This is a genomic window from Heyndrickxia camelliae, assembly GCF_002844575.1.
Lineage (GTDB): Bacteria > Bacillota > Bacilli > Bacillales > Bacillaceae_C > Margalitia > Margalitia camelliae.
Window position 1 is genome coordinate 14,350 of the sequence record NZ_PIQO01000014.1, and the last position, 26,852, is coordinate 41,201.

A 26,852-nucleotide genomic window follows, 5' to 3' on the forward strand; every position below is an offset into this window, starting at 1 on the left:
TACTCATTAAAGTAATGGAGAGATAGTAAATGAAAGTATATATTGTATATGATAGCGAAGGCGGTCATACAGAAGCTTTAGCAAAAGCGATTGGCCGTGGAGCAGAAGATACCGGCAAAGCAACCGTATATGTGAAACATGTCGATGAAGCTGATGTCCATACACTTCCGGAAATGGATGCGATTATTTGGGGATGCCCAGGCCATTTCGGAAGTGTTAGTTCGGGATTAAAAAAGTGGATCGATAAGCTTGGTTATCTATGGGCACGAGGAAAACTCGTAGATAAAGTTGGCGCTGTTTTTTGTACAATAGCCACCACACATGGGGGATTAGAAGCAACATTACTAAACCTTATTACTCCAATGCTACATCAGGGCATGATTATAGTAGGATTACCAGGAAATATACCAGAAAACGCTCTTTACGGTTCCTATTATGGCGTTGGAATATCTTGCCCCATTGAAAGCTCCTCCCTATTAAATGAGCAGGATCAGGCACTCGGAAGAGCATTAGGAGAACGCGTTGTTCAAGTAACAACTCAGCTCAAAAAGTAGAAAGAATGGCTTCATTGGCCATTTTCCACTTACATGTCGTGCCATTTATGATAATCGTATCTTTTCTTGTGCTTTTAGTGTGAGGTATCCTAGTTAGCATATTGATTAAAAATAGAGACCAACATCTATTGTTGGCCCACTGAAATTCATTCATTTTCCATGTTCTTCCTAATTTGTTCTTCCATTTGATGTGCTTTTGATAATTGTTTTTTATTTACCTTTAAAATAATAATAAACGTAATTACAGCAAGAATCATGAAAATAGATAAGGAAATTACTGCTGGAATATATTCTCTTTTATCTTCTGGAAAATATAAGAACAGATTAAATACCATTGCATGTAAAGGGTTAAACATATGCGAACTCCCTTTCAATTAAATATCAATTATCCTAACATAAATTATATCAACTTCTTAAGATGAAAACCAATATCGGAAAGATGAAAACTTTTTTACAAAAAGTAAGACTGCCACAAGGGCAGCCTTTTATCTTATTTTAAAACCGTAATTTTTTCAATAACAACATCGTCTTCCGGTTTATCACGCATATTTGTTTTTACTTCTGCAATCTTATCTACTACATCCATTCCTTCTACAACTTGGCCAAATACAGTATGACGGAAATCAAGCCAAGGTGTACCGCCTTTTTCCATGTATTCATTTACAATTTGCTCTGGATAACCTGCTTGTTCTAATTGTGCTTTCATACTTGGATCGATTTGTTTGCTTTGTACGATAAAAAATTGACTTCCATTTGTATTTGGACCTGCATTTGCCATTGACAATGCTCCACGGAAATTGAAAAGCTGCGGAGAAAACTCATCTTCAAATGTAGCGCCATAAATACTTTGTCCGCCTGTTCCATTTCCAGATGGATCCCCACCTTGGATCATAAAGCCATTAATGACACGATGGAAGATAATGCCTTCATAATAGCCATTTTCACTATGGGTTACAAAGTTTTCCACTGTTTTTGGAGCAAATTCAGGAAATAATTTAATTTTAATACTCCCCATATTGGTTTTCATTTCAACAAGTTTTTCATTTTCAAGTACTTCCTTTGTTAATTGAGGATATGTATTTTGTTCTGTCATTTTCCAATTCTCCTTTTTATGTATGTCATTCCTTCTTCCCTACTTTACTAGAATTTTTTCCATTAGCCAAGTTTCCATACCATTGTCTTTGCTTTTTATAACATTTCCTTTCATAATGGATATAGGTCACTGAAAGAAGCGGAGGTAGATTTATCATGCAAACTGGAGAAATTGTAACTTTTTTTAATAAAACAGGGAAATATGTTGGTGAAATCACAGCATGTCATCCAGATCGCTATCTAGTAAAAACATTGGCAGTATTAAAACATCCAATGCAAGGTGATTTACATCATCCAAAAGAAACAGATGTCGCTTTTTTTCATGAAAGAAAAGCATTGGCTTATAGAGAACAAACGAATATTCCATTAAAAATGGTAAAACCTTTTGATGGAGAGGTTCCGGATTATACAGAATCCTTGCGAGATGCATTTAATAAGCTCTATAGTGAATTAAAATCGTCCGATACTCCTTTTAATCAAAGAAGTATTGAATGCTTAGATAACATTCTAAAAGAATATGAATCAATGTATTCCTTATAAGGTTAATTAAATGCATGGATAATAATAATGACAACAATCATTCATTCGAAAAATTGTTGTCATTTTAGTTTACTTTTTCTTCGGAACAACAGCCATTGTACATCTCGATAGACAAATTAAATTTCCTTCTTCATCCTTAATATGAATTTGCCATACCTGTGTGCTTTTCCCTTTATGTACAACCTCAGCAGTTGCACTAACTACCCCATCCCGCTTTGAACGGATGTGATTGGCATTAATCTCTAGACCAAAACAAATTTCGTTTTCTAAATCTATTGAATTTGCTGCCCCTAAGCTTGCGACTGTTTCCGCTAACGCAACGGATGCCCCACCATGGAGGTATCCGAATGGCTGCCGTGTATGTTCATTAACCGGCATGGTCGCAACAACTTTCCCATCCGAAACCTCCTTTATTTCTATGCCAAGTGCTTCCATCAATGTATTTTTTATCTCCATGGTATTCACTCCTCTATCGTTTATTTTTATGTATACCTTTAAAGAATTCAAGGAACCAGCTATAAAATCCTTTTCATATTTTGCGATTTTATACATATTCTTTTAAAGATGATTAAGATCAGGGAAGGGATGAAAGGATGAATAGATATCCGTTTCATTATTATCATGCATATCCCCCAATTCCAAATTACGTTTTTCCCCATCGTCAATTCCTTCCAGTAAATCCAAAAATGTTTATGGACTCTGCCAGAAAAATGGATCCAATTTTAAGAGATGCTCAAATATTAATGAAGCGTATTTCAAATTCTGACGCATTTGCTAAAAAAATAATGATTGCAGCCCAACATTCAAATGTAACGGAAGTCAACAGGATAATTTCTTTCTCAAACCGGTATAAAAAGTAAATCTAATATTCGCTTTAATCCAAGCGGATTCATCGTTACTCTTTCAAGAAAAGATGATCCTACCGATTGCTGTGATGTTGAATTAAGGATAAGGTGGATGTAGACATCGATCAACATGATTATCATGATTGAGTACATAAAAAAGCAAGTATCAAACAGAGTTCCCCTCTGTCTAACACTTGCTTTCTTTTTAATAATATGGGCCGTATCCAACATATGGTGGATATGGGTATCCACCATAAAATGGAGGACGTGGTCTCAATAACGCACTTCCGAGTAAGCCTCCTACAAAACCACCAAGAAGCGGTGCACCGAAGAAAAATGGGAATTGTCTATGCTGATATGCAGTAGGAGCATGATGATAATAATTCAATTAAGGTTACCTCCTTCTTTCTCCTATACCATTACTATATGCATTTGCACATTAATTGGACTGGGCACAAGCCCGGTGGTCATTTATCAGCCTTTGTCCCCTTTTTCCTATTTCTAAAAAAGGAAACCACAAGTAAAAATAGCGGCAAAATTACTTGCATAGGCAAATGTAAATAAAGTGGGACAAAATTTAAGCCTTCTTTAATATGCTCGGGGTAACTTGTTGCAATCATCATGGAAACTAAAATTAAAATTATTCCTAATGGAAAAGCTAATTTCTTATGCTCTTTTACTTTTAATAAATCAGATATCCCCACGACAGAGGCATAAAAATAAATACTTATCTTAAAAAAGCACCCCATAATTAATGCCAACATAAAAAACACATCTAATCTTTCCAAAAATTCAGCAACCTTTATTAGTTGAATGGTAGATAAAAGCGGAAACGGCGAACGTTTATTAACATCTACCCCTAATACTGCAACATTTATTACAGTGGTAAGAGCTAGGTTTATACCACTTAAGGAAATCGCGTATAACCCAATTTTTCTCCCTTTTTTAAAATGATTAAGATAGGGGAGAATCATAGAAAAGACAATTACTTCTCCAAAGGGAACATACATCGTTTGTTTCAACGTAACTTTAATAATTGGCTCAATCCCATTTGCAAACATCGGCTTAAGATTATTAATATCAATTAATCCTGCAAACAAAATAAGAAAAAAGCCAACTATTGCAAGAAGGTAAAGAAAGATAAAAAATAATTCTCCTGTTCGCGCCATTACCTCAATACCCTTGCTAACACCATATACAATAGTTAAGACCATTATTGCATTAATAATAATTAAAGGGGTTTCACTGTACGCAAAGGTTAACAGTAATTCCCCAAAATCCCTTAATACCCTTGCGGCCAAATACATAAAATATATGACATATAAATAACCAATAATACTTCCTAAAAAAGGACCAGCAATATTTTTCGTATATTGAGTCAAGATTTTATTTGGATAGTAGGAAGATAATTGATAATATACTAAAAATAATATCAGTCCCAGAGCAAGACCAAGCAGAATTGTCATCCATGCATCCTGATTTGCATCGATTCCCAGGGTTATAACAATCGAACTTCCTGTTTCGAATAAAAGTATTAATACAAATAATTGATATAAAGTAAGCTTTGCATTTTCCAATATAACACACAGCCTTTAATTGTTATCCATATTGGGCAAAAATGGTTTATTTCGTAATTCCGAACGGCGAATATATACCTTTGCTTTCACTTTTATTTGTAGATTTTTAAAACCCGCATCATTCCAATTCTTTTTCATGTCATTCCACATCCGTGGATATTTACGATAAAACATTTCTCCAAAGCCAAATACATCACAGCGGTCTTTTTGTGCTCTTTTTATCCCTTGCAGGACTTTTTCTTCAATAGCTGTTTCTAATTGCTGGTTTAGCTTATTTAGAACTAATGGGTCGGTAAGGTCTATAGGTAAATCTGCTTGAGCAATAATCCCTTCACTTTGAATATTTACAGTTATAGATGGTTTTCCATTTTGTAAGGAAGGTTTTGAATCCGTATGTTGATTTTGAATAGAATATACAATTGCATTTTCCTTACCCTTCCAAGGTATTTGAACGGAAGTAGATCTTGTTTTATTTTGAATAAATCCAACCGTTTTTGCATTATCTCCTGTGACCCAATCTACTAATTTCCCATTTTTAATATATCCCAGTCCATTTGCTCCTAAATAAGCTGAAGGCTCTGTGGAGCTTAGGTTTGTCATAGTGCCACCTATATTTTTATCTCCATAAATAGAAAAACCATTAATCACTGGCTCGCGTCCTGGGGAAACAAAGCCTGTAATAACGTCATTGACATTAACATCAATGTTTTCTCCAATTGTCTTTTCTGTAAAAAGAATTGTTTTAATGATTTTATTTGCAGGTATTTTATCAATGGGTGTTAATAATTTTAACAAATCTTCGGCTGTTCCATTTCTTGCAATCACTATACTTGTCGTAATTCTGAATTCCTTGTCCCTTTCTAATGCATCAAAAAGATCAAGCATCCCTTCCTTAGCCAACTCTTCTCCGATAACAACCAAATTGGTATGTGCAAAATATAATCTTCTTGATACCCGCTTTGATCCCAATTTGGCCAAGGAAACCAAATCTTTTCCTTTTGTTTTATATACCGCAACAGGCAGTCCTTGGCCACCCGATTGTGCCGATCCAGCTACGTTTCCCGGATTTACAATTTGGAAACTCGCGATGTAATCACCATCTTCTGCTTTATCCAGTCCTACCGCAATAATAAAAGCAATATCCGTTAATTCCTTTTTACCCCAGCAACCGGAAATCAATACTGTCGAAATAATACAAATGATTAATAATGGATATTTAGTCTTCATTTTTTTCACCTTTATTTATTTCTGGAGGGTATTGGGCCCTTCCAACTCGGTTCATATTCTTTTGACTAATTAATCTAGGTCTCTCTTTCATTAGCCAAATTGGAGCACGAATGACGGTATCTAATAAATTTTTTCTGATTAAAGGAGCAACTGGAGACATATATGGGACTCCAAATGAACGGAGACTGCATAAATGAATAGCCATCCATATTAACCCAATCATTACCCCATAAAAACCCAATACTGCTGCCAACAGCATTATGATAAAACGAATCAGACGGGCGGAAATAGCAATGGCAAAAGATGGAGTAGCAAAACTTGCAATAGCAGTAATCGAAACAACAATAACCATTGCCGGCGACACTAGCCCTGCTTGAACAGCTGCCTGTCCAATTACGAGCGCTCCTACAATCGATACTGCTTGCCCAATCGGTCTTGGTAAACGAAGGCCAGCCTCTCTTAAAATTTCAAAGGTAACTTCCATAATAATAGCTTCAATGATGGCGGGAAATGGTACCGCCTCCCGTTGGGCTGTTATGGTGATTACCAAAAGGGTTGGAATCATTTCCTGATGAAACGTTGTAACCGCTACATATGTGGCAGGTCCAATTAAAGAAATAAAAAAAACGATAACCCTCAAAAAGCGAATCGCAGTAGAAATATCGGAACGGGAATAATAATCTTCAGCTGCTTGAAAAAACTGGATAAATAACGCTGGTGCAACCATTACAAATGGAGTACCGTCTACAAAAATAGCAACTCTTCCTTCCAATATATTGGCCGCTATAACATCTGGCCTTTCGGAATGATAAATCGTTGGGAATATTGTAAATGTTTTATCCTCTATAAACTGTTCTATATAGCCCGACTCCAGTATGCTATCAATATCAATTTTCTTTAAGCGATTTCGAACTTCTGAGACAACAGCTTCATCTGCAATACCGTGAATATACATAATATTTACATCTGTTTTTGTTACCTTTCCAATTTTCATTGATTCTAACCATAAATTTGGATTTTTAATTCTTCTTCTTACTAATGCAGTATTAGTGCGAATAGATTCTGTAAAGCCATCTCTTGGTCCCCTTACAGTAAGCTCGGTGCTTGGCTCTTGTACTTGTCGTATTTCCCCCCCTCTGGTGCTCGCGCTTAATGCGGTGTCAAATCCATCAATCAATATAATGGCTTCTCCAGATAAAAGATGATGAAATAATTCATCCAGTTGACGAACTGTTTTAATGTCTCCAACTGTAATGATTTTTTCTTGGATTATTTGTAAAAGATTCGCTTTTGAATATTCATTCATAACACTTTTTTCATGAATTAGGGATTCCATTAATGATTCGCTTATAATATCTGTATTTACCAGTCCGTCTAAATAAACGATAGCTCCCTGTCTATGTATAGCCTCAATCATTAATCTGCGAATTATAATATCAGAACTATTTCCTGTAATGTTTCTAAGGATTTTTAAGTTACTTTCTAAATTGGTTACAAGAATGTGTTGTGGAATATCATTTGACTGTCCACTTTTTTCCCGATTTGCGCTGTTTATCCGCTTTTTTCTATTCATCTTCCAAAAAGAAGGCAATGTCATTCCCCATTTACTATTTCATTTACTCTTTAAAATTGTTTGTTATAAAGCGGTCAATTATACAAAATATAGTAAGAGAAAATGACAACGTATTCGTATATGATTCTTCTCCTCGGCAAGGATAAAAACAAATAGCACTCATCTCGAATGAAAGGGGAGAAAAGCATGAAAATAATACTTTCCATGATAGTGATGCTTATTTTCCCAGTTATGATTACAGTCGTGCTAGATAGATTGTTAGGCTATTCTTTACATAGTGCATTACTTAACCCTGTTCATTCTTTTTTTGTAATGGAACCGGTTGAAAAGCTGTTACTTTTATTGCTATTTCTTATTTTAGTTTTTTCTATGATCCTTGATTTTCGTAAAAAGCGAAAACAAAAAGGATAATCTAACTCTTCTCAAAAAAAAAGGAAGCCAATGATATCATCAGCTTCCTTTAAAAAATTATATTGTTTCAAAGCGTTCCACTAGCAAGGCTAAAGTACGCACCATCACACCGGTTGCTCCAGATGGTCCTAAATCATGGTCCTGTTTCGTTGTAGCGGTTCCGGCAATATCTAGATGTACCCATGGAGTATCCTCCGCGAATTCACCGACAAAACCACCGCCCATAATCGCATGTCCTTCACTGCCAGGTGAATTATTTAAGTCGGCGATTTTACTGTTTCGTATCCGTTTTTTATCATTCTCTGTATAAGGAAGCAGCCAAATAAATTCTCCTGCTTCAAAAGAGGCTTCTAATACTTGCTCATAGAATGCTTCATTATTGGTCATAGCACCTGTTTTATCTAATCCAAGTGCTGTAATGACACCTCCGGTTAAAGTAGCGACATCTACTAAATAGTTCGCACCATGATGCTTGGCATAAGTAACAGCATCTGCCAACACCAAACGGCCTTCAGCATCTGTATTTAACACTTCAATCGTCTTACCATTCATGGAAGTAATAACATCATCTGGCTTAAAAGCCGAACCACTAATCATATTATCTGTCGATGGAATAACCGCTACGACATTTTGCTCAGGTCTTAACTCGCCAATTACTTCCATAGCCCCTAATACAGCTGCTGCACCGCCCATATCCGTTTTCATTCCAACGATTCCTGCCTTTGTTTTCAAGGAATAACCACCAGTATCAAAAGTTATACCTTTTCCAACAAGACCAATAACATCTTTCCATTCTTCTTTACCTTGATATTTTAATACAATCATTTTTGGCGGTTCTACCGATCCTTTATTGACCGCTAAAAGTGCACCCATCCCGAGCCTTTCCATATCTTCTTTTTCGAGTATTTCTACTTCAAATTCGTATCTGTTCGCAAGCTCCACAGCATAATTTGCTAAATCCGTAGCAGTTAACATATTTCCAGGCAGATTAACTAAGGATCTGGCCGAATTGGTAGCTTTTCCATAAGCAAAACCAACTGTTGCTGCAGCTTCTAATTCACCAGATTCTGCCTCACTATATATACTGATTTTCTCGATACTCTTTTCAGGCGCATTGGACTTTTGCTTATAGCCATCAAATTTATATGTAGCTAAAATAAAAGCCTCACTTAATGCATGGGCAACATCTTCATGCGAAAAATTTCCCGTCACAAATGTGTCCAATGCTACCCCAACATTCTTAACTCCTAATTTATTTACCTCTTTAAATGTCTTCCCAAATACTTGCTTTAATTCTTCAAAGCTCAATTTTTTCTCTTTTCCCAGTCCAGCAAAAAAGATTCGTTTTGCGGCAATTTTTCCAAATGTATGTACTTTTGACACAGCCTTTAGCTTAGCAGAAATATCTCCTGATTTCACAAGCTCTGTTAATTGATGATCAAATGCTGTATCTAAAAATTCCAACTTCCCAGAAAACTTTTCTGGTTGATCTTTCAAGCCTACAATAATAGCTTCCTGTTCATTTTCAAAAGGATTATTTTTATTTTCAAATTGAAACATCCTAAATCACCTCCATACTATTATAAAGGAATAAAGAGGTATTTTCGAATAAAAGTGAACTTTTGTCAGAATTTAAAGAATGATAAAATGATAATATTCTATTTCTTAATCGAGGTGTATGATGAGGGTTATCTCTATTTGTCCAAGTAACACTGAACTTTTAGCCTATTTAGACTCCCTATACTTGCTTGTGGGAATTGATGATTTTTCTGATTGGCCAGAAACCATCCAATCATTGCCGAAATTGGGACCAGATTTATCGATTAGAATGGATGATCTAGAAGCACTCAAGCCCGATCTGGTTTTAGCTTCATTAAGCGTACCTGGGATGGAAAAGAATGTGGAGGAATTAAAAAATCGAAACATTCCCCATATTGTTTTAAATCCGCAAAGTCTGCACGACATAGCCGATGATTTAGTTAAAGTCGGTGCAGCAATTGGGCAGTCTGAGAGAGGAAAGATTGCATCTGGACAATTTCTTCAAGAACTTGAAAAGTACGGAAAAATATCTTCTGCGATTCCTCAACCCTATACACTTTATTGGGAATGGTGGCCGAAACCAGTTTTTACACCTGGCAGAATAAATTGGCTAACAGAGGTCAGTCAATTTGCCGGCGGTCAAAATGTATATGCTGATATTCATTTGGCAAGTGTTCAAACAGACTGGCAGGATGTATTCAAAAGAGATCCAGATTATATATGTCTTGCCTGGGTTGGTATTCAGCAAGCAAAGGTAAATCCTAATTTAGTAAAAAAAAGGCCACATTGGGAAACGATGCGAGCAGTACAAAATAATCATATTCTTGTGCTTGAAGAATCCCTATATTGCCGACCCTCTCCCCGGCTACTTACAGGAATTAACCGATTAGGAAAACTCCTTCATCCTAAATATTACGCTGATATTCAGCATGATTCATTCAGAAGATAAAAATAACACAGGTAAGGACTATCCCTTACCTGCCTTCCATCCTAAATATAATTTTCACTGCGAATCATAGACGATACAATCAGCCATTATTCTTTTTTCATTTTTACATATTGCTGTCTAAATACTTGCATTTTTTTATTATCATTTAATGCTGTCAGTTCCTTTTCTGTCAGCTTGCCGTCTCCTTTTTGAACAACATATACTTCTAGAGTCTTTTTACCCCATTGTTGATAAACATCATCTACTGTTTCATAATATAAATCCAACCTATTTCCTTGTATAGCTCCACCCTTATCTGCTACCACTCCATAACCATATCCAGGGATAAACAGTATGGTCCCAATCGGAAATACATTAAGATCTGCAGCAATGGTTGAATACAAGTCCCTTTTAACCTTTACGCCCGAATAAGTAATACCATACTCAGGGTCATTCGCGTATTTCCCTGTCGATTCCACTCCAGCTGTGTAACCTGTTGCTGTAACCGTTACTTTTGGATATTCCGACCAATTAAAAGCATCCTCTAATTTTGGTGGATTTCCCTTAACAGATGCACTCGATGAAATTTGCGTTTTTATAGTGTCAATATGATTTAACGATTTTAATGAAATATCTAAAGATTTATAACTATTATTATGATAAGTCCTGTTGTCCGCTTGGTTGTTATTTTGAGCAGCTTGTCCATTAGAGATGTCCTCTGTTTCTAGATCTGCTGTTGCTGCCTTCGCTTTAATGCCAGAAAGTGTTTGAAAGGTTGTCACTACTGCTAGACAAAAAAGTACACTCATTAATACTCGTTTTACTGTTTTATTCATTTTCATGTTTTCTTCACTCCTCCCAAATCTATTACTTTCCCAATCTCATTTAAAATATTCATCGGAAGTGAAAAAAACATAAAATTCTAATGAATTTAAATAATCTGTTTAATTTTTATAAATAAAAAAGCCATTACAAAGGTAAAGGCTTAAAACATTCGATATCCTTTTTTTCGCAATGTTTTCATTGTAATACCTGCAACAATTGCACCAATAAATCCACATATTAATATAATAATATCGGATGGATGCAGAGATGTTAATTTAACACCTAGCTTATGAAAGGCATTACTCGTATCGGTAAAATAATCAATAAAACGAACATCATCAATAATTAATAAGGCAATAATCGGGTAGATAAAGGACATTAACCATGTCATTCGCAATAGCATATTTAAAATAAAGCCAATTCCAAAAAATAATACGAAAAACAATAGCATGGAAATAATCAAAACCGGAATCGTCATTGGCATCTATAACACCTCCTACACTAGCAATGCACACTAAAATAAAGTGTACTAAATAGATGTATTGTGAGTCAATGAAGAAGATTTGAACAATTTATCAGAAATGCGGAAGTTCATTGAACTCAATCTACGACTGAGTCATATTTGAATGGTAATTTCACTGAGACTTAAATAAAAAGAGTACCACCTTCATGGTACTCTCCAAAAACTTGTATAGATGCTAATTTTTTTTGCCCGTTCCACTGCAGCACGGGCATGTTTCAGACCCGCCTAACAATAACTGAAAGTATCCTTTTCCTGAACAGTAAGTACAATTATCAGTATCTGGAGCCGATGTTTTCCTCTTCATTGTATATCCACTCCTTTTTAAATTTTCTGATAATATATCATCTTTTTACCTAAACAGTAAACACTTAATTTCTGTAATGTAAGCGAATACAAGTACTGTTTTTTCACTCATACACATCCAATCTCTAATTTTCTAAATATTTTAAAAACAAAAAAAGAAGCCGGTAGGTTCCACCGACTTTAGCTAATTAAAATAATTTAAATTTACCTTTTTTTAATACAAGTGAGGTGCCCCCTACCATAAATAACGCACGGTTATCGACAACTTTTTTCATAATAGAAGCACTAGATCCTTTTATTTTCTTACCGAAAACAACACCAATTGCATCATCCTCACCGAGAGAACATACCGTACCCTTATCATCAAAAACAAATGATTCTAAATTATCTTGACCATGTACAAGCTTCACAAGGTTTTTGGCACATACTTCTCCTTGCTGCATAGCGATTTGCGCAGTAGGCGGATATGGGCGATTACTTTCTTGATTGATAATAAGGGAGCAATCACCAATAACAAAAACATTATCTTTATCCGGTATGCGTAAATCATGGTTAACTTTTACACGTCCACGCATATTCTCAATCCCTGATTTCTCAATAATGCAATTGCCTCGAACACCGGCAGACCAAATTACAGTTCCACATTTTATTTCCTGCAGTTGATCTTCCCCTTTTTTACATATTAGGACGCTGTCCTCCTTCACTTGTTGAACAATGGTTCCTGGATAAAACTCAACGCCTTTGCTCTCTAGAAGAGATGTCGCATAATTTACTAAATCACGATCAAATTGTGGCAATACCATCGGAGATGCATCCACACAGACTAACCGAACTTTTGAACGTTCCACATCATATTCCTTACAAAGTTCTGGTATTCGGTTGGTAAGTTCACCTAAAAATTCAATTCCTGTAAATCCAGCACCAGCTACAACGATGGTTAATCTGTCATCGTTTTTTTCATTTTCATTGTGATATGTTGCGAATTGATATTCAATATGTTCTCGAATTTGACGGGCAGCATTTACATTTGTAATAGCATAAGCATATTTTTCAAGTCCTTGAATACCGAAAGTTTCAGAATCTGAACCCAACGCGATGACTAGATAGTCATAATCGATTTCTCCATTATCTAAAATAACTTGCTGTTTATCAAATTTAATTTCTTCCACCGTAGCCTTAACAAATTGCACCTTATTGCGCTGAATTACTTTATTTATATTATAGCGAACACGATCGTGATGTAGAGTTCCTGCAGATGCTTCGTGTAACCAGGTTGTTTCATAATGATACTCATTTTTATTTACAAGAATAATTTCAGCCTCATTGCCTCCAATTAGTTTTTGGAGACGAGTGACGGTCATTAATCCGCCATATCCTGCACCTAGAACAACGATTTTGGGCTTTCTCACTTGTATCACTTCCACCTTTTTATTTATTTAGTGATGATAATAAGTTTTTCCATCCATATATAAGCAATTTACAATTCAGTTTGTGAATTTTTTCACTAATCCGCACATATCCATTATAATAGGCAAATAAAATGTCACAAAAAATTAACATAATTCCCTATTTAATGATATGTCTTTTACCCTTGTTTTTCAATATCTATTTAGGAATAGGGAAACTTGGGAAAATTCTAAAAACATCGTCCGAAAATTCATGTTATCTTAGATTTCGTGGTACTGGACGGGATGTGATATGATAAATAGGAATAAATGTATTATTGGAGGGGTTCTTTTGAGAGAGGATCAAAAAGTTTATGATATAACCATTATCGGAGGAGGCCCAACAGGATTGTTTACAGCCTTTTATGGTGGTATGCGCCAAACAAGCGTTAAGATAATAGAAAGCTTACCACAACTAGGCGGACAACTTTCAACCCTCTATCCTGAAAAATATATTTATGATGTTGCAGGTTTTCCTAAAGTGAAAGCCCAAGATCTAGTCGAAAATTTAAAAGAGCAGATTGCGATGTTTTCTCCTACTATTTGTCTCGATCAAGCCGTTAACGAGTTGGAAAAATTAGATGATGGAACTTTTAAACTTATAACGGACAAAGAAATCCATTATTCCAAAACAGTTATTATAACTGCTGGCGTAGGTGCCTTTCAGCCTCGACGTCTCGAATTGGATAATGCCATGCAATATGAGGGGAAAAATCTTCATTATTTTGTTAATGATATGAATCAATTTGCTGGCAAAAAAGTCGCTATCCTTGGTGGAGGAGATTCTGCAGTTGATTGGGCCTTAATGTTAGAACCGATTGCGGAGAAGGTAACACTTATCCATCGCAGAGATAAATTCCGCGCACATGAACATAGCGTGGCAACGCTTCAGGCTTCGAAAGTAGAAATTAAAACTCCTTTCGTTCCAGTTGAATTAATTGGAGATGAAAAAGAAGCAAAACAATTAGTACTAGAAGAAGTAAAAGGGGATAGAAAAGAAGTCGTTGATTTTGACGATTTGATTGTTAATTACGGATTTATTTCCTCCCTTGGTCCGATTAAAAATTGGGGCTTAGAAATCGAGAAAAACTCAATCGTTGTAAATTCAAAATTAGAGACAAATATACCTGGAATTTACGCTGCAGGTGATGTTTGTACATTTGAAGGAAAAATCAAACTAATTGCTACAGGTTTTGGTGAGGCTCCCACAGCCGTAAGCAATGCGAAGGCATTCATCGATCCAAAATCTCGTTTGCAGCCAATGCACAGTACATCACTATTTACGTAATTAAGTATTAAAATTAAGAAAAGCTCCAGCCCTTGCTAATAGGCGCTGGAGCTAGACAGAAAACTATATTACAATATAAGCTACTCTATAAAAATTTTATATTTTCTTATTTTGAAAGTAAAACGCTGCTGATTATGCAAATCAACAGCGTTTTTTATTAACAAGATTCCGGAGTACCAGCGTTAGTAGCCGTCTTAAAAGATGAACCGCAGCCACAGGTAACCAGTGCGTTAGGATTGTCGATTGTAAATCCTCCGCCCATTAACGAATTTTTGTAGTCAATCTTCGTGCCTTTTAATAGAGGAGCGCTTTCTGAATCAACTAAGATGGATATACCATATTGTTCGTCCTCGTGGTCTCCTTCTTTTTTCTCATGATCAAATCCCATCCCATAAGAAAGACCGCTGCAGCCTCCGCCATTAATAGAAATTCGCAAAAATGCTCCTTCTTCCTCATTATGTTTCATCATATCTTTTACTTGATCTGCAGCCGATTGAGATAAAGTGATAATTTCGCTCAATTTGTAGCACCTCCATTTTTCATTCAAACGTATATTTATCATCATATAATATGCTCATTTGATGTAACTTTCCTTTATTATATACCCTTTAAAAACTTCCCTCAACTATCTGGACTTGGGTTAAAGCAAGTTAGATTAATATTCCATTTTTCCGTTTTACCTTTATAATAAGTATATAGACATACTTCTAATGTCACAGAAATCTATTTAGGGTGCTGATTATAATGGACCATTTATCACCTTTTTATGAAAAGCATATTGAATGTCTTTTATGCAAGAATGAATTCACCTCTTTAAAAATACGCTCTAGCTTTGTGAAAGTCGAATCCTATGATAAGGATTTCTGCCCTAACTATAAGGCAAAGGAAATAAGTCCTGTATTATACAATATTTATGTTTGCCCGCATTGTGGATTTTCTTTTTCCGATGAATTTTCGAAATATATTATTCCGGTTATTAAGGCAGAACTGATTGAAAAGGTAACAAAGCATTGGAAGCCTCAAGATTTCGGACAAAAACGCTCCATTCAACAAGCAATCAATGCATATAAGCTTGCCTCCTATTGTGCGGTAATTAAAAAAGAGAAGAAGGTTACATTGGCTGGTTTATTTCTAAGAATTGCATGGCTTTATCGCATGAAAGGAGAAGAGGAAGAACAACGTTTTCTCCAAATGGCTGTTCAAGAATATATCAATTCCTATCACAATGATGATTTCAGAAGTTCACAGATGACAGAATTAAAAATGCTATATTTGATTGCAGAGTTATTACGAAGAACTGGAGCATACAAAGAAGCGGTCTTTTACTTCTCGAAGGTTATTGAGAAGCAAGCATCCGTTTCCGAAAGAACCATTATAGAAATGGCTCGAGATCAATGGAATGAATTGCGTAAAGTCATGAATTAAAAAAAACGAAAGGGGCTTGCCCATCGGTGTACGGATAAGTGTAAATTCACCTTCGTTGTCTTGGACTGAGATAAAGATTTATATAATAAAGTATTTTTACCTTCTTTTCAAAGTAAAAAGGAACAGATTTCTGTTCCTTTTTAATACATTGGATTTTCTTCCAAATATTTATAAATATTTTCCACTAGTTCTTCAGCAGTATCACCTTTCACATACTCACCGTTCACTAATGCAAACATAGCTTCTCCACATATATCACAAAAATCTAGACAGCTGTACTCTACAATATCCAGATTTGGGTCTTCTTCCAATATTTCTAAAGCTTTATATGAACCACTTGCTAAGTTGCTTGCACAAAACTCAATTATTGGGTTCAAGATAATCACCTCTCTACCAATCATTATCCTACTTCATTTCCGGTTTAACGTCAATGAAACCGTATTAGGATAATAACCCTACAAAAAAGAGGATCCCCTATTAGAGTCCTCAAAATTCTAGTTTTATTCTGCTTGACTATACCCATATTTTTCTAATTCTTTGTAAATATCCTTTAGCCTTGGATTTCCTTCTCCAACAATATTCCCTTCTAATGTCACTACAGGATAGAACATATCCTCTTCAATCACTCTTTCCGCGAACTGTGAAAGCTCTTCTTCATTCGGAGGATTAAAGATATCTACATGTATAATATCAAAAGGTTGATTCGGATATTTTCTAGATATTGCCGCATGCAGCCATTCAAAGGTTTCTTGCGATGACGGTAAATTTACACAGCTTGCACATAATTGCTCCGCACCATAAACCACGATTTTTACTTGTTTTTTCACTTTTTTTCTCCCCTTCTTTTTTATTTTACACAAGATTTTAGGAAAAGGAAGAAGAAATCATTTTAAAACATGCGAATTCGATAATAGATTTTTTTACTTGAACTTATTATAATAAGATTATGGAAAGGAGTCGATTTCAAATGTCTCAAGAAACTATTTTTGACCAAGTTCAAGAAGTATTAGATAAATTGCGTCCATTTTTATTACGTGATGGCGGTGACTGTGAATTAGTTGATGTGGAGGATGGCATTGTAAAACTCCGCTTACTTGGCGCATGCGGAACATGTCCAAGCTCCACCATTACGTTAAAAGCCGGTATTGAACGTGCTCTTTTTGAAGAAGTTCCTGGTGTAGTGGAAGTAGAGCAAGTATTCTAATAGTAATGCGAGAGCAAGCGCTGGAGCTGATAAAAAAAGCGATTCCTTTTGGGATCGCTTTTTTATGTAGAGATATTAAACCAATTAATTTCAGGAATATTCCATATACTTGGATCTCTACCCATTAGACGATAAAAAGTTCCTAAGAAGCTTTCATATTCTGTAGAATCCCTTTTATATTTATGAAGGCGTTCTTCCAATTGTTTATGCTGCTTTTCAGAGTTTGTTAAGTAATATTGTTCAACGCATTCAAAATAATGCAGTGGAAATAAAAGCCTTGCAAATATTAATCGCCATGAAAAATTTGATAATGGTGTAACACTTTGGTAATCCTCTAAGAAAGTTTGCACATCCGGTAAAAATGATTTGCTTTTTTTAAAGTACTGATGGCGTATCCATTCAGCAATGTCTCTGCTGGCGTGGTCAAATACCCAATCAAATGGATTTCTAATCCACATTCGGTTTCCCCACACTTCATTATTAAACCGTTCATGACAAACGGTACCCGCGTCGATATCAAACGTTTCCTCGTCTAATTCGGTATCCACCAGATACTGAATGGCGTTTTCACACATTCCCATATAATATGGAAAGGTCTCGACAAACATATGATCAAACTCATTATTCGGATTTTCTTGCACGACCTGATACCATACCTTTTCCAATTGTTCCAGTCTCTTCTCCCAATATATTTTCCATTGACCAATGCTGCTCGTATGTTGAATTTGCACCTCTATTGAACGCCCACGTCGATGAAACTTTGCCAATTTTCTTCCCAAATTTCTTTTGGAAGGTACTCTCGTATATGCATTTAATAATAGAACATAATCTTCCTCTTGATGTGTAATGAGAAATTTCTGATCCTTCGAAGCGCAAAATGTCGAGACATTTCGATCTCCTTGACGGGAAAGATGTTCTGCCATTAAATATAATTCCACAAGGACATCTTCCTTCATGTGGGTTACAGGGACCAGAGTATATAATTTTCCTTCTTTTAGATATCTAAAATATTTCCCATCTAGGAAAGAAGTTTCCGGCTCAATCTGAAAATATTGCTTTAATATCTCAACCGACACTCTAACACCCCTTTCAAGGAATAATAATATCAGAAGAATATTGCATATAACCGTATTCAATCATATATATGAAGTAATTCCTTTAATTATCACGTTGTATATTACAAGGAATAGAATGATAAATTTTTCTTTTCACCTTGTAAATGAACCATTTTAGGGAAGAATGAGGAATATAAAAAAGAGAAAAAGGTGAACAATATGGACAATAATCAAGCAATGAGTGTATCCGAAACAACAGCAAGACTTTGGCTTAAAAAACGAGGAGTTGAGATTGAAGATATTGCGGAGCTTGTTTTGTTTTTACAGCAAAAATATCACCCTAATTTAAAGATAGAGGAATGTATAGAAAATGTAGATCGTGTAATTTCAAAGCGCGAGGTACAAAATGCAATCTTGACTGGTATTCAGTTAGATATGTTAGCAGAAAGAGGACTTTTAGATGAACCGTTGCAGTCCATCATTGCAGTAGACGAGAGCCTTTATGGAGTGGATGAAATTCTCGCCTTTTCTATTGTCAATGTGTATGGCTCTATCGGCTTTACGAATTATGGCTATATTGATAAGTTAAAACCAGGAATACTAAAGAAATTAAATGACCATTCAGGTGGGGATTGCCATACCTTTTTAGATGACATTGTTGGAGCGATTGCTGCCGCAGCTTCCAGTCGGTTAGCACATCGCGCTGAAAATGATTAAGGGCGTGTGTAAATACACGCCCTGTTTTTTATAAAATCCATTCGGATAAAGAATTTAATGAATACGTAGGTTGAATTTCTTTTTCTTTTAGTTGTTCCTTTGTTGTTACACCCGTATGCACTAATAATGTATCCATCCCGCTGCGTATTCCAGCCAGAATATCCGTATCATAAAAATCCCCGACCATTAGCGTTTCTTCTTTGTTGGTTCCTAAAAAGGCCAACGCTTGCTCCATGATAATAGGTTCTGGCTTACCAATGAAGATAGGGTTTGTTTGGGTGGACACTGTAATGACTGATGTTATTGATCCATTACCAGGTAAAAAACCTCTTTCTGTTGGAAGTGCAATATCGGCATTTGTAGAGATGAAAGTAGCCCCACTTCTTACCGCAAGACAAGCAAGTGCTAATTTTTCATAATTAATTTCACGATCAATTCCAACAACCACGAAGTCTGGCTGTTCATCCTTAAAATGAAATCCTTTCTTCTGTAAAGCATCCCGTATTCCCTCTTCTCCTATCACATAAACAGAGCCCTGCGGTTTTAAATGATACATGTATTGGGCAGTTGCCATGGAAGTTGTAAACACTTGAGTTGGAGTTGCAGGAATTTCAAAATCATTAAGTTTTTTTGCAACCTGTTCTGGTGTTCTGGAAGAATTATTGGTTACAAATAAATAGGGAATTCCTTTTTTATTTAATCGTTGAATAAAATCAGCTGCGGCTTCAATTTTTTCCGTTCCCCGATACATCGTTCCATCTAAGTCAATTAAATATCCTTGATATTCTTTCATTATGCTATCTCCTTTATCAGTACAAATAAACGTGCATTCTCACGGTTTTTTTGTTTCTGTATTTTATATAATTGCCATTTACAATAAGAAAAACGCTTTCTTTATGAAAGCGCTTGTTTAGCTTTTAAAGGCCGAAACAGGGCCTAACTCATTTGTTAAGTAATCTCTTACTCGTTTTGGAAATTCATTTAAAGAAGGTGTACAGTCCTTCAATGTTTCAAGCAATTCGCTATGATTAACATTTAAATATTGCTGTACAAGTACTTTTCTATATAGAATAATCTTTAATAAACTTTTAGACATTTCATCCGTTATTACTTTTTCATCCGTTAAAATATCGACAATATCCTCATAACTTCCTGGATCGCGCATAATAAATCCATCTATGATTGCATTCCCTACATCCAGAATAGATTCAATAAGCATATGTGCTATTCGTTCCAATGCAATTTCTGCTAATTGATCTTCCCAATTATTATTGGATTGAAGTATTGTTAATTTGTTCTCAAAGTATTGCAATGTTTCCTCTATTTTATCTCGGTCTACAAAATACATTTACATACACCCTTCCGTTTTCCACTTCATCCATATTATATTTTAACACAATAATAATAGGATATCTTGCCTCGTATTATTTAAGTTTGAATACCTCATAATAAACCCATAAGAAAAGTCTCCAGATTGCGGAGACTATTTTCAAACTCTCTGTGCAACAAAATACGCACAGCCAAAGTTGCAATATTCATACAAGTATTCTGTTAGTACACTTATTTTAGTATCAAAAGTCGCTTTCGGATTATCGTCTGCAAAAAAGCCCTTAAGTCTCAACTGGCCGTAACCCCAATCCCCTACTATATAATCGTATTTAGTTAAAATATCACTGTAGCGGGTGCGAAACGCCTCTTCATTAAAGCCATCGCGAAAATCTTTTATTATTTCATAACAAAAATTATTAATACATATCAATATGGGTCACCTCATCCTTTTGCTTTAGCCATTTTCAATATTTACCAAAAAAATTCCGATCCTTATACCATTAGAATCGAATATAAATATCTCACTATATAATTAAATTATAACTAATTCCCCATCAATTACTAAGAGAAAAATAAAAAAACGTGCACACCATATTCATTAAGGGGGTGCTACTTATGGACAAAAAATTGATCACTGCAACCATGCTTAGCTTAGCGCTGCTTGCCGCTTGCAGTAGTAATAATAATAATGGAAAAAATGTTGCAGAAAATCCTGCAGTGTATAAAAAATCGGGAAACACGGTTAATAAATACGAACGTGTGGATATGAACAATAAAGGTCTCGAAAAAACGAGTGCAGATAAACAAAATGAATTTGGATATGTCCGTCATGTTAAAAGTCCAGTTCCCGGCCAAAATATTAAATATCAAGACATTTATACGATTAATCGGGAAAAAGTGGCTGATACCATTAGTAAGATTGCGGTAACCAACCCAAAAGTACATGATGCAGCAACACTGGTAACAGATGAAGAAGTTCTAATTTCCTATAGAACAGACGCCAAATCTAAAGAGGACAGAAATAACGTGGCAGATCAAGTGAAGAAAACTGCCTTCTCAGTAGTACCTCGTTGGTATCATGTTTATGTTACAGATAACCCAACACTAAAGCAATATGTTGAGAATATTTCCTATATGAAATCCAGTGATGCTAATAAGGAGAGGGTTATTAGACAAACTATAAAAATGATGTTAGATAGTTCCCCACAGGGCCATAAAATGAGTACTGGAGAAAATGAAAACGGAGAAACAAAAGATATAAATAATGGTAATATGGAAAACAAAGATGATCTCCATGAACAGCATGATAATGGAAACCTGTAATCTTTAACTGCGTCTTATGTAGACGCAGTTTTTTCATGATATTTAACATTATTATTATGCCCTTCCATTATTTGATATAAATGAAAAATAGCCTCCGACACAAACTATGTTTAGGATTTGAAACAAGGAGGCAAAACCGTTGCGCATTTTTATAAGTTTTCTTATATTTTTCTTGTTATTTGCTTCTCCAGATACCACCTTTGGAAAAGAAGTATCCGAAGAAGAAGCATACCAAAAAAGAATGGATCTTTATAAACGAGTAGAGCTAACTACACAAATTCCTTGGTATTACATCGCAGCTGTTGATCATTATGAAAGAAGCATCAGATATGCAAGAAAGGATATTCCAAAACCTAGCGGTGTTACCGGTATATATATCAAACCAGTTCAATGGGCAGGTTGGTTAAATCCTAATCAAACAGACCCATCCCCACTTTCTGTTGAACTTTTTAATGGATTTGGAGTGGACGGCAATGGTGATGGGAAAGCAAATTTGAACGATGATGAAGATATTATTTATACCTTTGCTAACCATATTTTGAAATATGGAGTAGATGAGGATCATTTTCGAATTGCCTTATGGGATTATTATAAAAGAGATAAAGCAGTAGGCTTAATTATGGAGAAAGCAAAATTATATAGACATTTTGGAAAGTTAGATTTAAATGACAAATCTTTTCCAATTCCACTCCGTTTTAATTACAGTTATCGTGATACATGGGGCGACCGTCGCGGCTGGGGCGGAAGGCGTATCCATGAAGGAACAGATATTTTCGCCGGATATGGCGTTCCAGTTCGATCTACCTGTTACGGAATTGTCGAAATGAAGGGTTGGAATAAGTTTGGCGGATGGAGAGTTGGAATTCGCGATATAAATAATACGTATCATTATTTTGCGCATTTAAATGGGTATGCAAAGGATTTACATGTTGGACAAATAGTGGAGCCAGGAACGCTGATAGGAAGTGTAGGTAGCACTGGTTATGGACCACCTGGTACTTCCGGTAAATTCCCGCCGCATCTCCATTACGGAATGTATAAAGATAACGGGTATGGTGAATGGTCATTTGATCCTTATCCACTTTTAAGACAATGGGAAAGGTCAGATAGGAGAAAGAAGTAAGGCTAAGACAAAATACAATTCGCATCATTTAGTTATCAAAATGTAAATAAATGGACATAAGTAACGCGCAGTAAACCATTTACTGTGCGTTTTCTCTAGTTTTATTTTTAGGGATTTTATGTAAAAAACTCCATGTTTACAAGGGTTATTTTCATATTCCTCAATAAAAAAAACGGACTCCAAATTATATGCATTGAAGTCCAATTTTATAGTGTTATTGTTTTGTACCTCTGAACCAAATCAGCTAAGCTTTATTATTTTTGTGGCGGTAATTGTATGGTTGGAGTGGATGATCCGCCATTATAATATTGCGGTGGATCCCAAGGGATAACTCCATTGAAGAGAGGAATTTTTTGCTTATATGGACTCTCCTTTGTATCAAATGGAATAATAGTTTGTACGTTGACGGTAAATTGAATATAGACATCCGCCGAAATGTGATTAATACCTACCTGCTTATAATGAGAAACTAAATCTGCTTGCACATCCCCAATTACTTGGAGCTTAATAGGAATCTTGGGACCTAGGTTTCCTAATAAAGCATTATCTGTTGCACGTCCGATTGGAATCGAATATACGAGTCCCTCTGAATCATGAGTAATTCCATATTTTGAAAATGCCTCTGTAATCCCTTCTTCATGCCCATTAAGTACAGATTGGATAATATCCTGAGCTTTTGCCTCGACTTTATTACTAATTGCGGGATTAGTAATAAAATAATTATTTTCCTTATTTGTAACCACAATATTATCAGGGTCTATTTCATCCTGTATTTGCCTTTTTGCATAGTTTACTGCTTCTTCTGCAATTTTTCGATTTTGACTTTCTGCATATTTTATCAAGGTTGGTGCAAGGCCTTTATTCACAATCCAAATACCTAAAACAGTGGATAATATAAAAAATACAAATGTCAAAAGTAAGACATATCGTAACGGCAAAGGACCTCCTCGCCGGGGTTTACGAGCTCGAAATTTAGCCAAAAAAATCCCCCCTTACAAGCTATGTGTATGCTTGTTTGGGGGATAAAATTATTAATGTTTTATATCATTTTTAAAAGTGCATCTTTACCAATCATTCCAACTTGTATTCCAAGATTTTCAGCTTCCCATGTGATGGACTCGAGTGGAGCATTTAATAATTCTTCTATCGTTTTCACTCCAACCGCTCTTCCAGCAACAATTTTACGATCCTTAAGGCGATTATTTAAAAGTGATACATCTAATGCGCCACACATAATATACCCTTTATCATTAGAAACGGTTAGAAGTGTTGTTTTAGGAAGTTTTACAGATGTTGCGATAAATGTATGACCACCAATTTCTACTGGTGTTATCGTAACCAAATTATTCGCGCTCCTTTACTGAAAAAATCTTATAAGTTAACCATATTAACATCTGTATGTAAAGGACAATAATTGGTTGCATGGCTATCTTATATTTCTCCAAACTCCTTTTGTAATTTCCACGTCATTACATCACGGATAAATTCCGGCATAAAGTACTGTTTCTTTGCATTCAAAAGAATAGGAAACAAATGTCCAAAAGTATACATATCCACGGTTCCTAATTTATATATTTGCCCCTCTTCCAAAGGTTGATTGTTTATATAAAAAACATCATTATCCAAATGGATATTGTGATAGACAAAATTCCCGAGAACTTTTCCTCTAAAACCTAATCCCTTTAACTCGAATGGCGGCCACTTAGGGTCTAAAGTCTGATGCAAAATCTCTTTTAATTCTGTACCGGATAGTTCAATTAGACAAGGATTTATCGGATGTGGAAGAATAGAATGAATATCATATCTTGTTACGGTGCCTTTATTTAAATCTCCAAGAAGAAGGCCTGCATTAATAAGAGCACAATCCGAATGGCACCATTCATTGATTGCTTCGCATAACATTTTTGGTAATGGAGATGGCTCAAACCATTGGGTATGCAGATCTTCAGGGATATCAACAAGAAATGTCTCTAATATTTTTTTCCCTTTTTCATGTAATAAGGATACTTCAAACAGCTCATCAGCGGGTGATGGCAAATATTTAGTTTCAAATAACCTTGCTTTCTTAGTTAATATTTTTTTTCTTTCTGTATCCAGTTCCAAGGTTACCGCTCCAACATAATTTCCATGCTTGCCTGCTGCTGCTAACAATGTTTGGGCAATAACCTTCCCTTTAGGAAGTACATGATGTGTATGACCTCCTAATATAACGTCTATTTCCGGATGAAGAATCGCAATCTTTTCATCATCGTGAATGCCTAAGTGGGATAAAACAATTATAATGTCTGCTTCTTGTTTTAGAGATTGTAATTCCTTTGCCAACTCTGGAATTGGTTCTGTTAATTGCCAGCCAAGTATTTCATATAATTTTCTAAAATAAGCAGTTACAGCGACAACCCCGATTTTTATTCCGTTTTTCGTATTATATATTTTCGAAGGAATTGCCCATTCCGGTCTTTTTCCCGACCGGTCAAATAAATTAGCAATAAGCACATCAAATGCCGCATCCTCATAGAGTGTATCTAATTCATCATGCGCTAAAGTAATCCCTTCATTATTGCCAATGGTTACAGCTGTATAATCCAATTCGTTCAATAGCCTGACATTTCCTTTTCCAAGCGTACCTTCCGTATACGGATGCCAGCGGTCTGCATGATCCCCGATATCGAACAGAAAAAAATTCTCATCTGCTTTATACCCATAAAGCTTTCTTTCCTTATTTAGGAAAGAACTTATTTTCGGCCAGTTTTCAAAATGACTATGAATATCATTTGTATGATAAATATGGACTTGTTCAATCATTTACATACTCCTTAAAACAAATCTAATTGACGAGGCGCCAATAATCCTTCGTATTCCACACCTAACAGCTCCATAAATTGCTTCGCATTATCTGCCGCATCTCCGCCGGAATTATTGTTAAAAATAATATAAACATCCTTAGATTGCTCCGTTAAAACCAGAACTTTTTCCTTCCAATCCATCAATTCTTCTTGATTATAACGGTATAAATAGCGAACTTCACGCCAGTCCCCCTGCTTCGGTCTTTTCCATCCGTACACATTTCTTCCATGAAAACGTACAAGTGTTTTATCAGGTTGGCTGGCAGTTAATATAGTGGGGATAGAACCATTACCTGCCTGAGGTTCATCACAAATACTATGGATCCATCCTTCTTCTTTCATAAAGTGAAGGGTGCCATCTTTATATTGCGGAGTAAACCATGATTGATGGCGAAATTCGAGAGCTAAAGGGATTTCACCCATCAATTGTTTACAATATCGCAAATAATTTACATTTGCTTTTGTACATTCGAACCACGGCGGGAATTGGAATAGCACCATAGCCAGCTTTTTAGACTTTTGATACGGAATGAGCGATTGTATAAACGCTTGAAACATTTCCTCTTTTGTCTGATAAGGTATGGAGCCTCTTTCGTGCCCAGTCATGCCTTGATAGGCTTTTACGATAAATTGAAAGGTGCTTGTTGTATCCTCTACCCATTTCATCGCATTCTTTTCTGGTTGGATGGCATAAAAAGAGGCATCGACCTCAACTATAGGAAAATGACCGGCGTATTCTCTTAATTTGTTTTTTGGGGCTACACCATTCTTATAGAGAGATTCATGATCGCCCCAACCAGCAAGACCAATGTATATCATAAAATCACCTGCAATTCTTAGAAACCATTTTATCATATTAAAGGATAAAAAAACTCGCCGGAGCTATTGTTTAAGCGAGTTTGCCTTTCTATTAATCAATAGAACCTTGCATTTCGAATTTAATTATTTACATACTACTTAACATTTACTAATTGGAGAAAAGCTATATAAAGAATCAACATGCATTATAGATTCCTCGTAATCGATAGTTTTCTTTAAATCAATATTTGTATGTATATCTAAAGAAATATAGTTAGTATTATCAATATCTTTTTTTAATTCCATTGTTCGAAAATAAAAAACTTATTACATCATAAAATATCGATTTAATAATACACCTTTAT

35 protein-coding genes are annotated in these 26,852 nt (G+C 35.5%); 12 read left to right on the forward strand and 23 right to left on the reverse strand.

Annotation, left to right across the window (positions count from 1 at the left end; all coding sequences use genetic code 11):
* Nucleotides 1-29: 29 nt before the first annotated feature.
* The gene (locus tag CWO92_RS16490; protein ID WP_101355308.1) at nt 30-554 is read left to right on the forward strand and encodes an NAD(P)H-dependent oxidoreductase; all 525 of its coding nucleotides are present in this window, start codon (nt 30-32) and stop codon (nt 552-554) included.
* Nucleotides 555-700: 146 nt separating this feature from the next.
* Here the strand turns inward: CWO92_RS16490 and CWO92_RS16495 are convergent, their stop codons facing one another.
* Nucleotides 701-910, reverse strand: coding sequence for a hypothetical protein (locus CWO92_RS16495; RefSeq protein WP_101355309.1), 210 nt, complete (start codon nt 908-910; stop codon nt 701-703).
* A 134-nt stretch (nt 911-1,044) separates the two neighbouring features.
* The gene (locus tag CWO92_RS16500; RefSeq protein WP_101355310.1) at nt 1,045-1,647 is read right to left on the reverse strand and encodes a peptidylprolyl isomerase; all 603 of its coding nucleotides are present in this window, start codon (nt 1,645-1,647) and stop codon (nt 1,045-1,047) included.
* A 155-nt stretch (nt 1,648-1,802) separates the two neighbouring features.
* Between CWO92_RS16500 and kapB the strand changes: the two genes are divergently transcribed.
* Nucleotides 1,803-2,186: a kinase-associated lipoprotein KapB gene (kapB, locus tag CWO92_RS16505; RefSeq protein WP_101355311.1), complete on the forward strand. Its 384-nt coding sequence runs from the start codon at nt 1,803-1,805 to the stop codon at nt 2,184-2,186.
* A 69-nt stretch (nt 2,187-2,255) separates the two neighbouring features.
* Here kapB and CWO92_RS16510 read toward each other — a convergent pair whose 3' ends face one another.
* Complete coding sequence (locus CWO92_RS16510; RefSeq protein ID WP_101355312.1) at nt 2,256-2,642, reverse strand: PaaI family thioesterase; 387 nt, start codon at nt 2,640-2,642, stop codon at nt 2,256-2,258.
* Nucleotides 2,643-2,779: 137 nt separating this feature from the next.
* On the opposite strand from CWO92_RS16510, the gene CWO92_RS16515 reads away from it, so the two are divergent.
* Both CWO92_RS16515 and CWO92_RS26750 read left to right on the forward strand, forming a co-directional pair.
* Complete coding sequence (locus CWO92_RS16515; RefSeq protein WP_101355313.1) at nt 2,780-3,046, forward strand: YuzC family spore coat inner layer protein; 267 nt, start codon at nt 2,780-2,782, stop codon at nt 3,044-3,046.
* Nucleotides 3,047-3,053: 7 nt separating this feature from the next.
* Nucleotides 3,054-3,149 (forward strand): hypothetical protein, encoded by a 96-nt coding sequence (locus tag CWO92_RS26750; protein ID WP_496197111.1) that lies wholly within the window; start codon nt 3,054-3,056, stop codon nt 3,147-3,149.
* 87 nt (nt 3,150-3,236) lie between these two features.
* On the opposite strand, the gene ymaG is transcribed toward CWO92_RS26750, so the two are convergent.
* From ymaG to CWO92_RS16535, 4 genes are all read right to left on the reverse strand, one after another.
* A complete protein-coding gene (ymaG, locus tag CWO92_RS16520; protein WP_101355314.1) occupies nt 3,237-3,419 on the reverse strand; it encodes an inner spore coat protein YmaG in 183 nt (60 codons plus the stop codon).
* Nucleotides 3,420-3,498: 79 nt separating this feature from the next.
* The gene (locus CWO92_RS16525; protein ID WP_101355315.1) at nt 3,499-4,608 is read right to left on the reverse strand and encodes a GerAB/ArcD/ProY family transporter; all 1,110 of its coding nucleotides are present in this window, start codon (nt 4,606-4,608) and stop codon (nt 3,499-3,501) included.
* A gap of 15 nt (nt 4,609-4,623) precedes the next feature.
* Entirely contained in the window at nt 4,624-5,835 is a 1,212-nt protein-coding gene (locus tag CWO92_RS16530) for a Ger(x)C family spore germination protein (protein WP_101355316.1), read from the reverse strand.
* Complete coding sequence (locus CWO92_RS16535) at nt 5,825-7,432, reverse strand: spore germination protein (protein ID WP_101355317.1); 1,608 nt, start codon at nt 7,430-7,432, stop codon at nt 5,825-5,827. The genes CWO92_RS16530 and CWO92_RS16535 overlap by 11 nt, the downstream gene beginning before the upstream one ends.
* A 162-nt stretch (nt 7,433-7,594) precedes the next feature.
* Between CWO92_RS16535 and CWO92_RS16540 the strand changes: the two genes are divergently transcribed.
* Nucleotides 7,595-7,819, forward strand: a complete 225-nt coding sequence (locus tag CWO92_RS16540) for a YczF family membrane protein (protein ID WP_101355318.1) — start codon at nt 7,595-7,597, stop codon at nt 7,817-7,819.
* A 57-nt stretch (nt 7,820-7,876) separates the two neighbouring features.
* On the opposite strand, the gene CWO92_RS16545 is transcribed toward CWO92_RS16540, so the two are convergent.
* Nucleotides 7,877-9,379, reverse strand: coding sequence for a leucyl aminopeptidase (locus CWO92_RS16545; protein ID WP_101355319.1), 1,503 nt, complete (start codon nt 9,377-9,379; stop codon nt 7,877-7,879).
* Between the two features lie 121 nt (nt 9,380-9,500).
* Here CWO92_RS16545 and CWO92_RS16550 point away from each other — a divergent pair, with 121 nt between their 5' ends.
* On the forward strand, nt 9,501-10,307 hold the full coding sequence (locus tag CWO92_RS16550; protein ID WP_101355320.1) for a cobalamin-binding protein: 807 nt from the start codon (nt 9,501-9,503) through the stop codon (nt 10,305-10,307).
* 86 nt (nt 10,308-10,393) lie between these two features.
* Here the strand turns inward: CWO92_RS16550 and spsC are convergent, their stop codons facing one another.
* The 4 genes from spsC to CWO92_RS16565 all read right to left on the reverse strand — a co-directional run bounded on the left by spsC (nt 10,394) and on the right by CWO92_RS16565 (nt 13,346).
* Nucleotides 10,394-11,122, reverse strand: coding sequence for a stationary phase survival protein SpsC (gene spsC / locus CWO92_RS16555; protein ID WP_233269702.1), 729 nt, complete (start codon nt 11,120-11,122; stop codon nt 10,394-10,396).
* Nucleotides 11,123-11,271: 149 nt separating this feature from the next.
* A complete protein-coding gene (locus tag CWO92_RS16560) occupies nt 11,272-11,595 on the reverse strand; it encodes a YuiB family protein (RefSeq protein ID WP_101355322.1) in 324 nt (107 codons plus the stop codon).
* 214 nt (nt 11,596-11,809) lie between these two features.
* Nucleotides 11,810-11,938 carry a YuiA family protein gene (locus CWO92_RS25490; protein WP_158175261.1) on the reverse strand — a complete coding sequence of 43 codons (129 nt, stop codon included), beginning with the start codon at nt 11,936-11,938 and terminating at the stop codon, nt 11,810-11,812.
* 187 nt (nt 11,939-12,125) lie between these two features.
* Entirely contained in the window at nt 12,126-13,346 is a 1,221-nt protein-coding gene (locus CWO92_RS16565; RefSeq protein ID WP_101355323.1) for an NAD(P)/FAD-dependent oxidoreductase, read from the reverse strand.
* Between the two features lie 328 nt (nt 13,347-13,674).
* Between CWO92_RS16565 and CWO92_RS16570 the strand changes: the two genes are divergently transcribed.
* A complete protein-coding gene (locus CWO92_RS16570; protein ID WP_101355324.1) occupies nt 13,675-14,670 on the forward strand; it encodes an NAD(P)/FAD-dependent oxidoreductase in 996 nt (331 codons plus the stop codon).
* 157 nt (nt 14,671-14,827) lie between these two features.
* Here the strand turns inward: CWO92_RS16570 and CWO92_RS16575 are convergent, their stop codons facing one another.
* Nucleotides 14,828-15,190 carry a HesB/IscA family protein gene (locus CWO92_RS16575; protein WP_101355325.1) on the reverse strand — a complete coding sequence of 121 codons (363 nt, stop codon included), beginning with the start codon at nt 15,188-15,190 and terminating at the stop codon, nt 14,828-14,830.
* 224 nt (nt 15,191-15,414) lie between these two features.
* On the opposite strand from CWO92_RS16575, the gene CWO92_RS16580 reads away from it, so the two are divergent.
* Entirely contained in the window at nt 15,415-16,095 is a 681-nt protein-coding gene (locus tag CWO92_RS16580) for a DUF2225 domain-containing protein (protein ID WP_101355326.1), read from the forward strand.
* Nucleotides 16,096-16,235: 140 nt separating this feature from the next.
* Here CWO92_RS16580 and CWO92_RS16585 read toward each other — a convergent pair whose 3' ends face one another.
* Nucleotides 16,236-16,475 (reverse strand): YuzB family protein, encoded by a 240-nt coding sequence (locus tag CWO92_RS16585; protein WP_101355413.1) that lies wholly within the window; start codon nt 16,473-16,475, stop codon nt 16,236-16,238.
* 120 nt (nt 16,476-16,595) lie between these two features.
* Complete coding sequence (locus tag CWO92_RS16590; protein WP_101355327.1) at nt 16,596-16,922, reverse strand: YuzD family protein; 327 nt, start codon at nt 16,920-16,922, stop codon at nt 16,596-16,598.
* Nucleotides 16,923-17,062: 140 nt separating this feature from the next.
* Here CWO92_RS16590 and CWO92_RS16595 point away from each other — a divergent pair, with 140 nt between their 5' ends.
* A complete protein-coding gene (locus CWO92_RS16595; protein WP_101355328.1) occupies nt 17,063-17,299 on the forward strand; it encodes a NifU family protein in 237 nt (78 codons plus the stop codon).
* A 62-nt stretch (nt 17,300-17,361) separates the two neighbouring features.
* Here CWO92_RS16595 and yutH read toward each other — a convergent pair whose 3' ends face one another.
* Nucleotides 17,362-18,375 (reverse strand): spore coat putative kinase YutH, encoded by a 1,014-nt coding sequence (gene yutH / locus CWO92_RS16600; RefSeq protein ID WP_101355329.1) that lies wholly within the window; start codon nt 18,373-18,375, stop codon nt 17,362-17,364.
* Nucleotides 18,376-18,573: 198 nt separating this feature from the next.
* Here yutH and CWO92_RS16605 point away from each other — a divergent pair, with 198 nt between their 5' ends.
* Entirely contained in the window at nt 18,574-19,071 is a 498-nt protein-coding gene (locus CWO92_RS16605; RefSeq protein ID WP_101355330.1) for a phosphatidylglycerophosphatase A family protein, read from the forward strand.
* A 28-nt stretch (nt 19,072-19,099) separates the two neighbouring features.
* Here CWO92_RS16605 and CWO92_RS16610 read toward each other — a convergent pair whose 3' ends face one another.
* The 3 genes from CWO92_RS16610 to CWO92_RS16620 all read right to left on the reverse strand — a co-directional run bounded on the left by CWO92_RS16610 (nt 19,100) and on the right by CWO92_RS16620 (nt 20,830).
* Nucleotides 19,100-19,864, reverse strand: a complete 765-nt coding sequence (locus CWO92_RS16610; protein WP_101355331.1) for a TIGR01457 family HAD-type hydrolase — start codon at nt 19,862-19,864, stop codon at nt 19,100-19,102.
* 117 nt (nt 19,865-19,981) lie between these two features.
* Nucleotides 19,982-20,419 carry a DUF86 domain-containing protein gene (locus CWO92_RS16615; protein ID WP_101355332.1) on the reverse strand — a complete coding sequence of 146 codons (438 nt, stop codon included), beginning with the start codon at nt 20,417-20,419 and terminating at the stop codon, nt 19,982-19,984.
* 141 nt (nt 20,420-20,560) lie between these two features.
* The gene (locus CWO92_RS16620; RefSeq protein WP_101355333.1) at nt 20,561-20,830 is read right to left on the reverse strand and encodes a YutD family protein; all 270 of its coding nucleotides are present in this window, start codon (nt 20,828-20,830) and stop codon (nt 20,561-20,563) included.
* A 185-nt stretch (nt 20,831-21,015) separates the two neighbouring features.
* Here CWO92_RS16620 and CWO92_RS16625 point away from each other — a divergent pair, with 185 nt between their 5' ends.
* On the forward strand, nt 21,016-21,723 hold the full coding sequence (locus CWO92_RS16625) for a YhcN/YlaJ family sporulation lipoprotein (protein ID WP_101355334.1): 708 nt from the start codon (nt 21,016-21,018) through the stop codon (nt 21,721-21,723).
* 139 nt (nt 21,724-21,862) lie between these two features.
* Nucleotides 21,863-22,846 carry a M23 family metallopeptidase gene (locus tag CWO92_RS16630; RefSeq protein ID WP_199256850.1) on the forward strand — a complete coding sequence of 328 codons (984 nt, stop codon included), beginning with the start codon at nt 21,863-21,865 and terminating at the stop codon, nt 22,844-22,846.
* 254 nt (nt 22,847-23,100) lie between these two features.
* Here the strand turns inward: CWO92_RS16630 and yunB are convergent, their stop codons facing one another.
* From yunB to CWO92_RS16650, 4 genes are all read right to left on the reverse strand, one after another.
* Nucleotides 23,101-23,826: a sporulation protein YunB gene (gene yunB / locus CWO92_RS16635; protein ID WP_158175256.1), complete on the reverse strand. Its 726-nt coding sequence runs from the start codon at nt 23,824-23,826 to the stop codon at nt 23,101-23,103.
* 59 nt (nt 23,827-23,885) lie between these two features.
* Nucleotides 23,886-24,188: a YunC family protein gene (locus CWO92_RS16640; RefSeq protein ID WP_101355336.1), complete on the reverse strand. Its 303-nt coding sequence runs from the start codon at nt 24,186-24,188 to the stop codon at nt 23,886-23,888.
* 89 nt (nt 24,189-24,277) lie between these two features.
* Complete coding sequence (locus CWO92_RS16645; protein ID WP_101355337.1) at nt 24,278-25,648, reverse strand: bifunctional metallophosphatase/5'-nucleotidase; 1,371 nt, start codon at nt 25,646-25,648, stop codon at nt 24,278-24,280.
* An 11-nt stretch (nt 25,649-25,659) separates the two neighbouring features.
* Nucleotides 25,660-26,508 (reverse strand): DUF72 domain-containing protein, encoded by an 849-nt coding sequence (locus tag CWO92_RS16650; RefSeq protein WP_101355338.1) that lies wholly within the window; start codon nt 26,506-26,508, stop codon nt 25,660-25,662.
* Nucleotides 26,509-26,852: the final 344 nt, after the last annotated feature.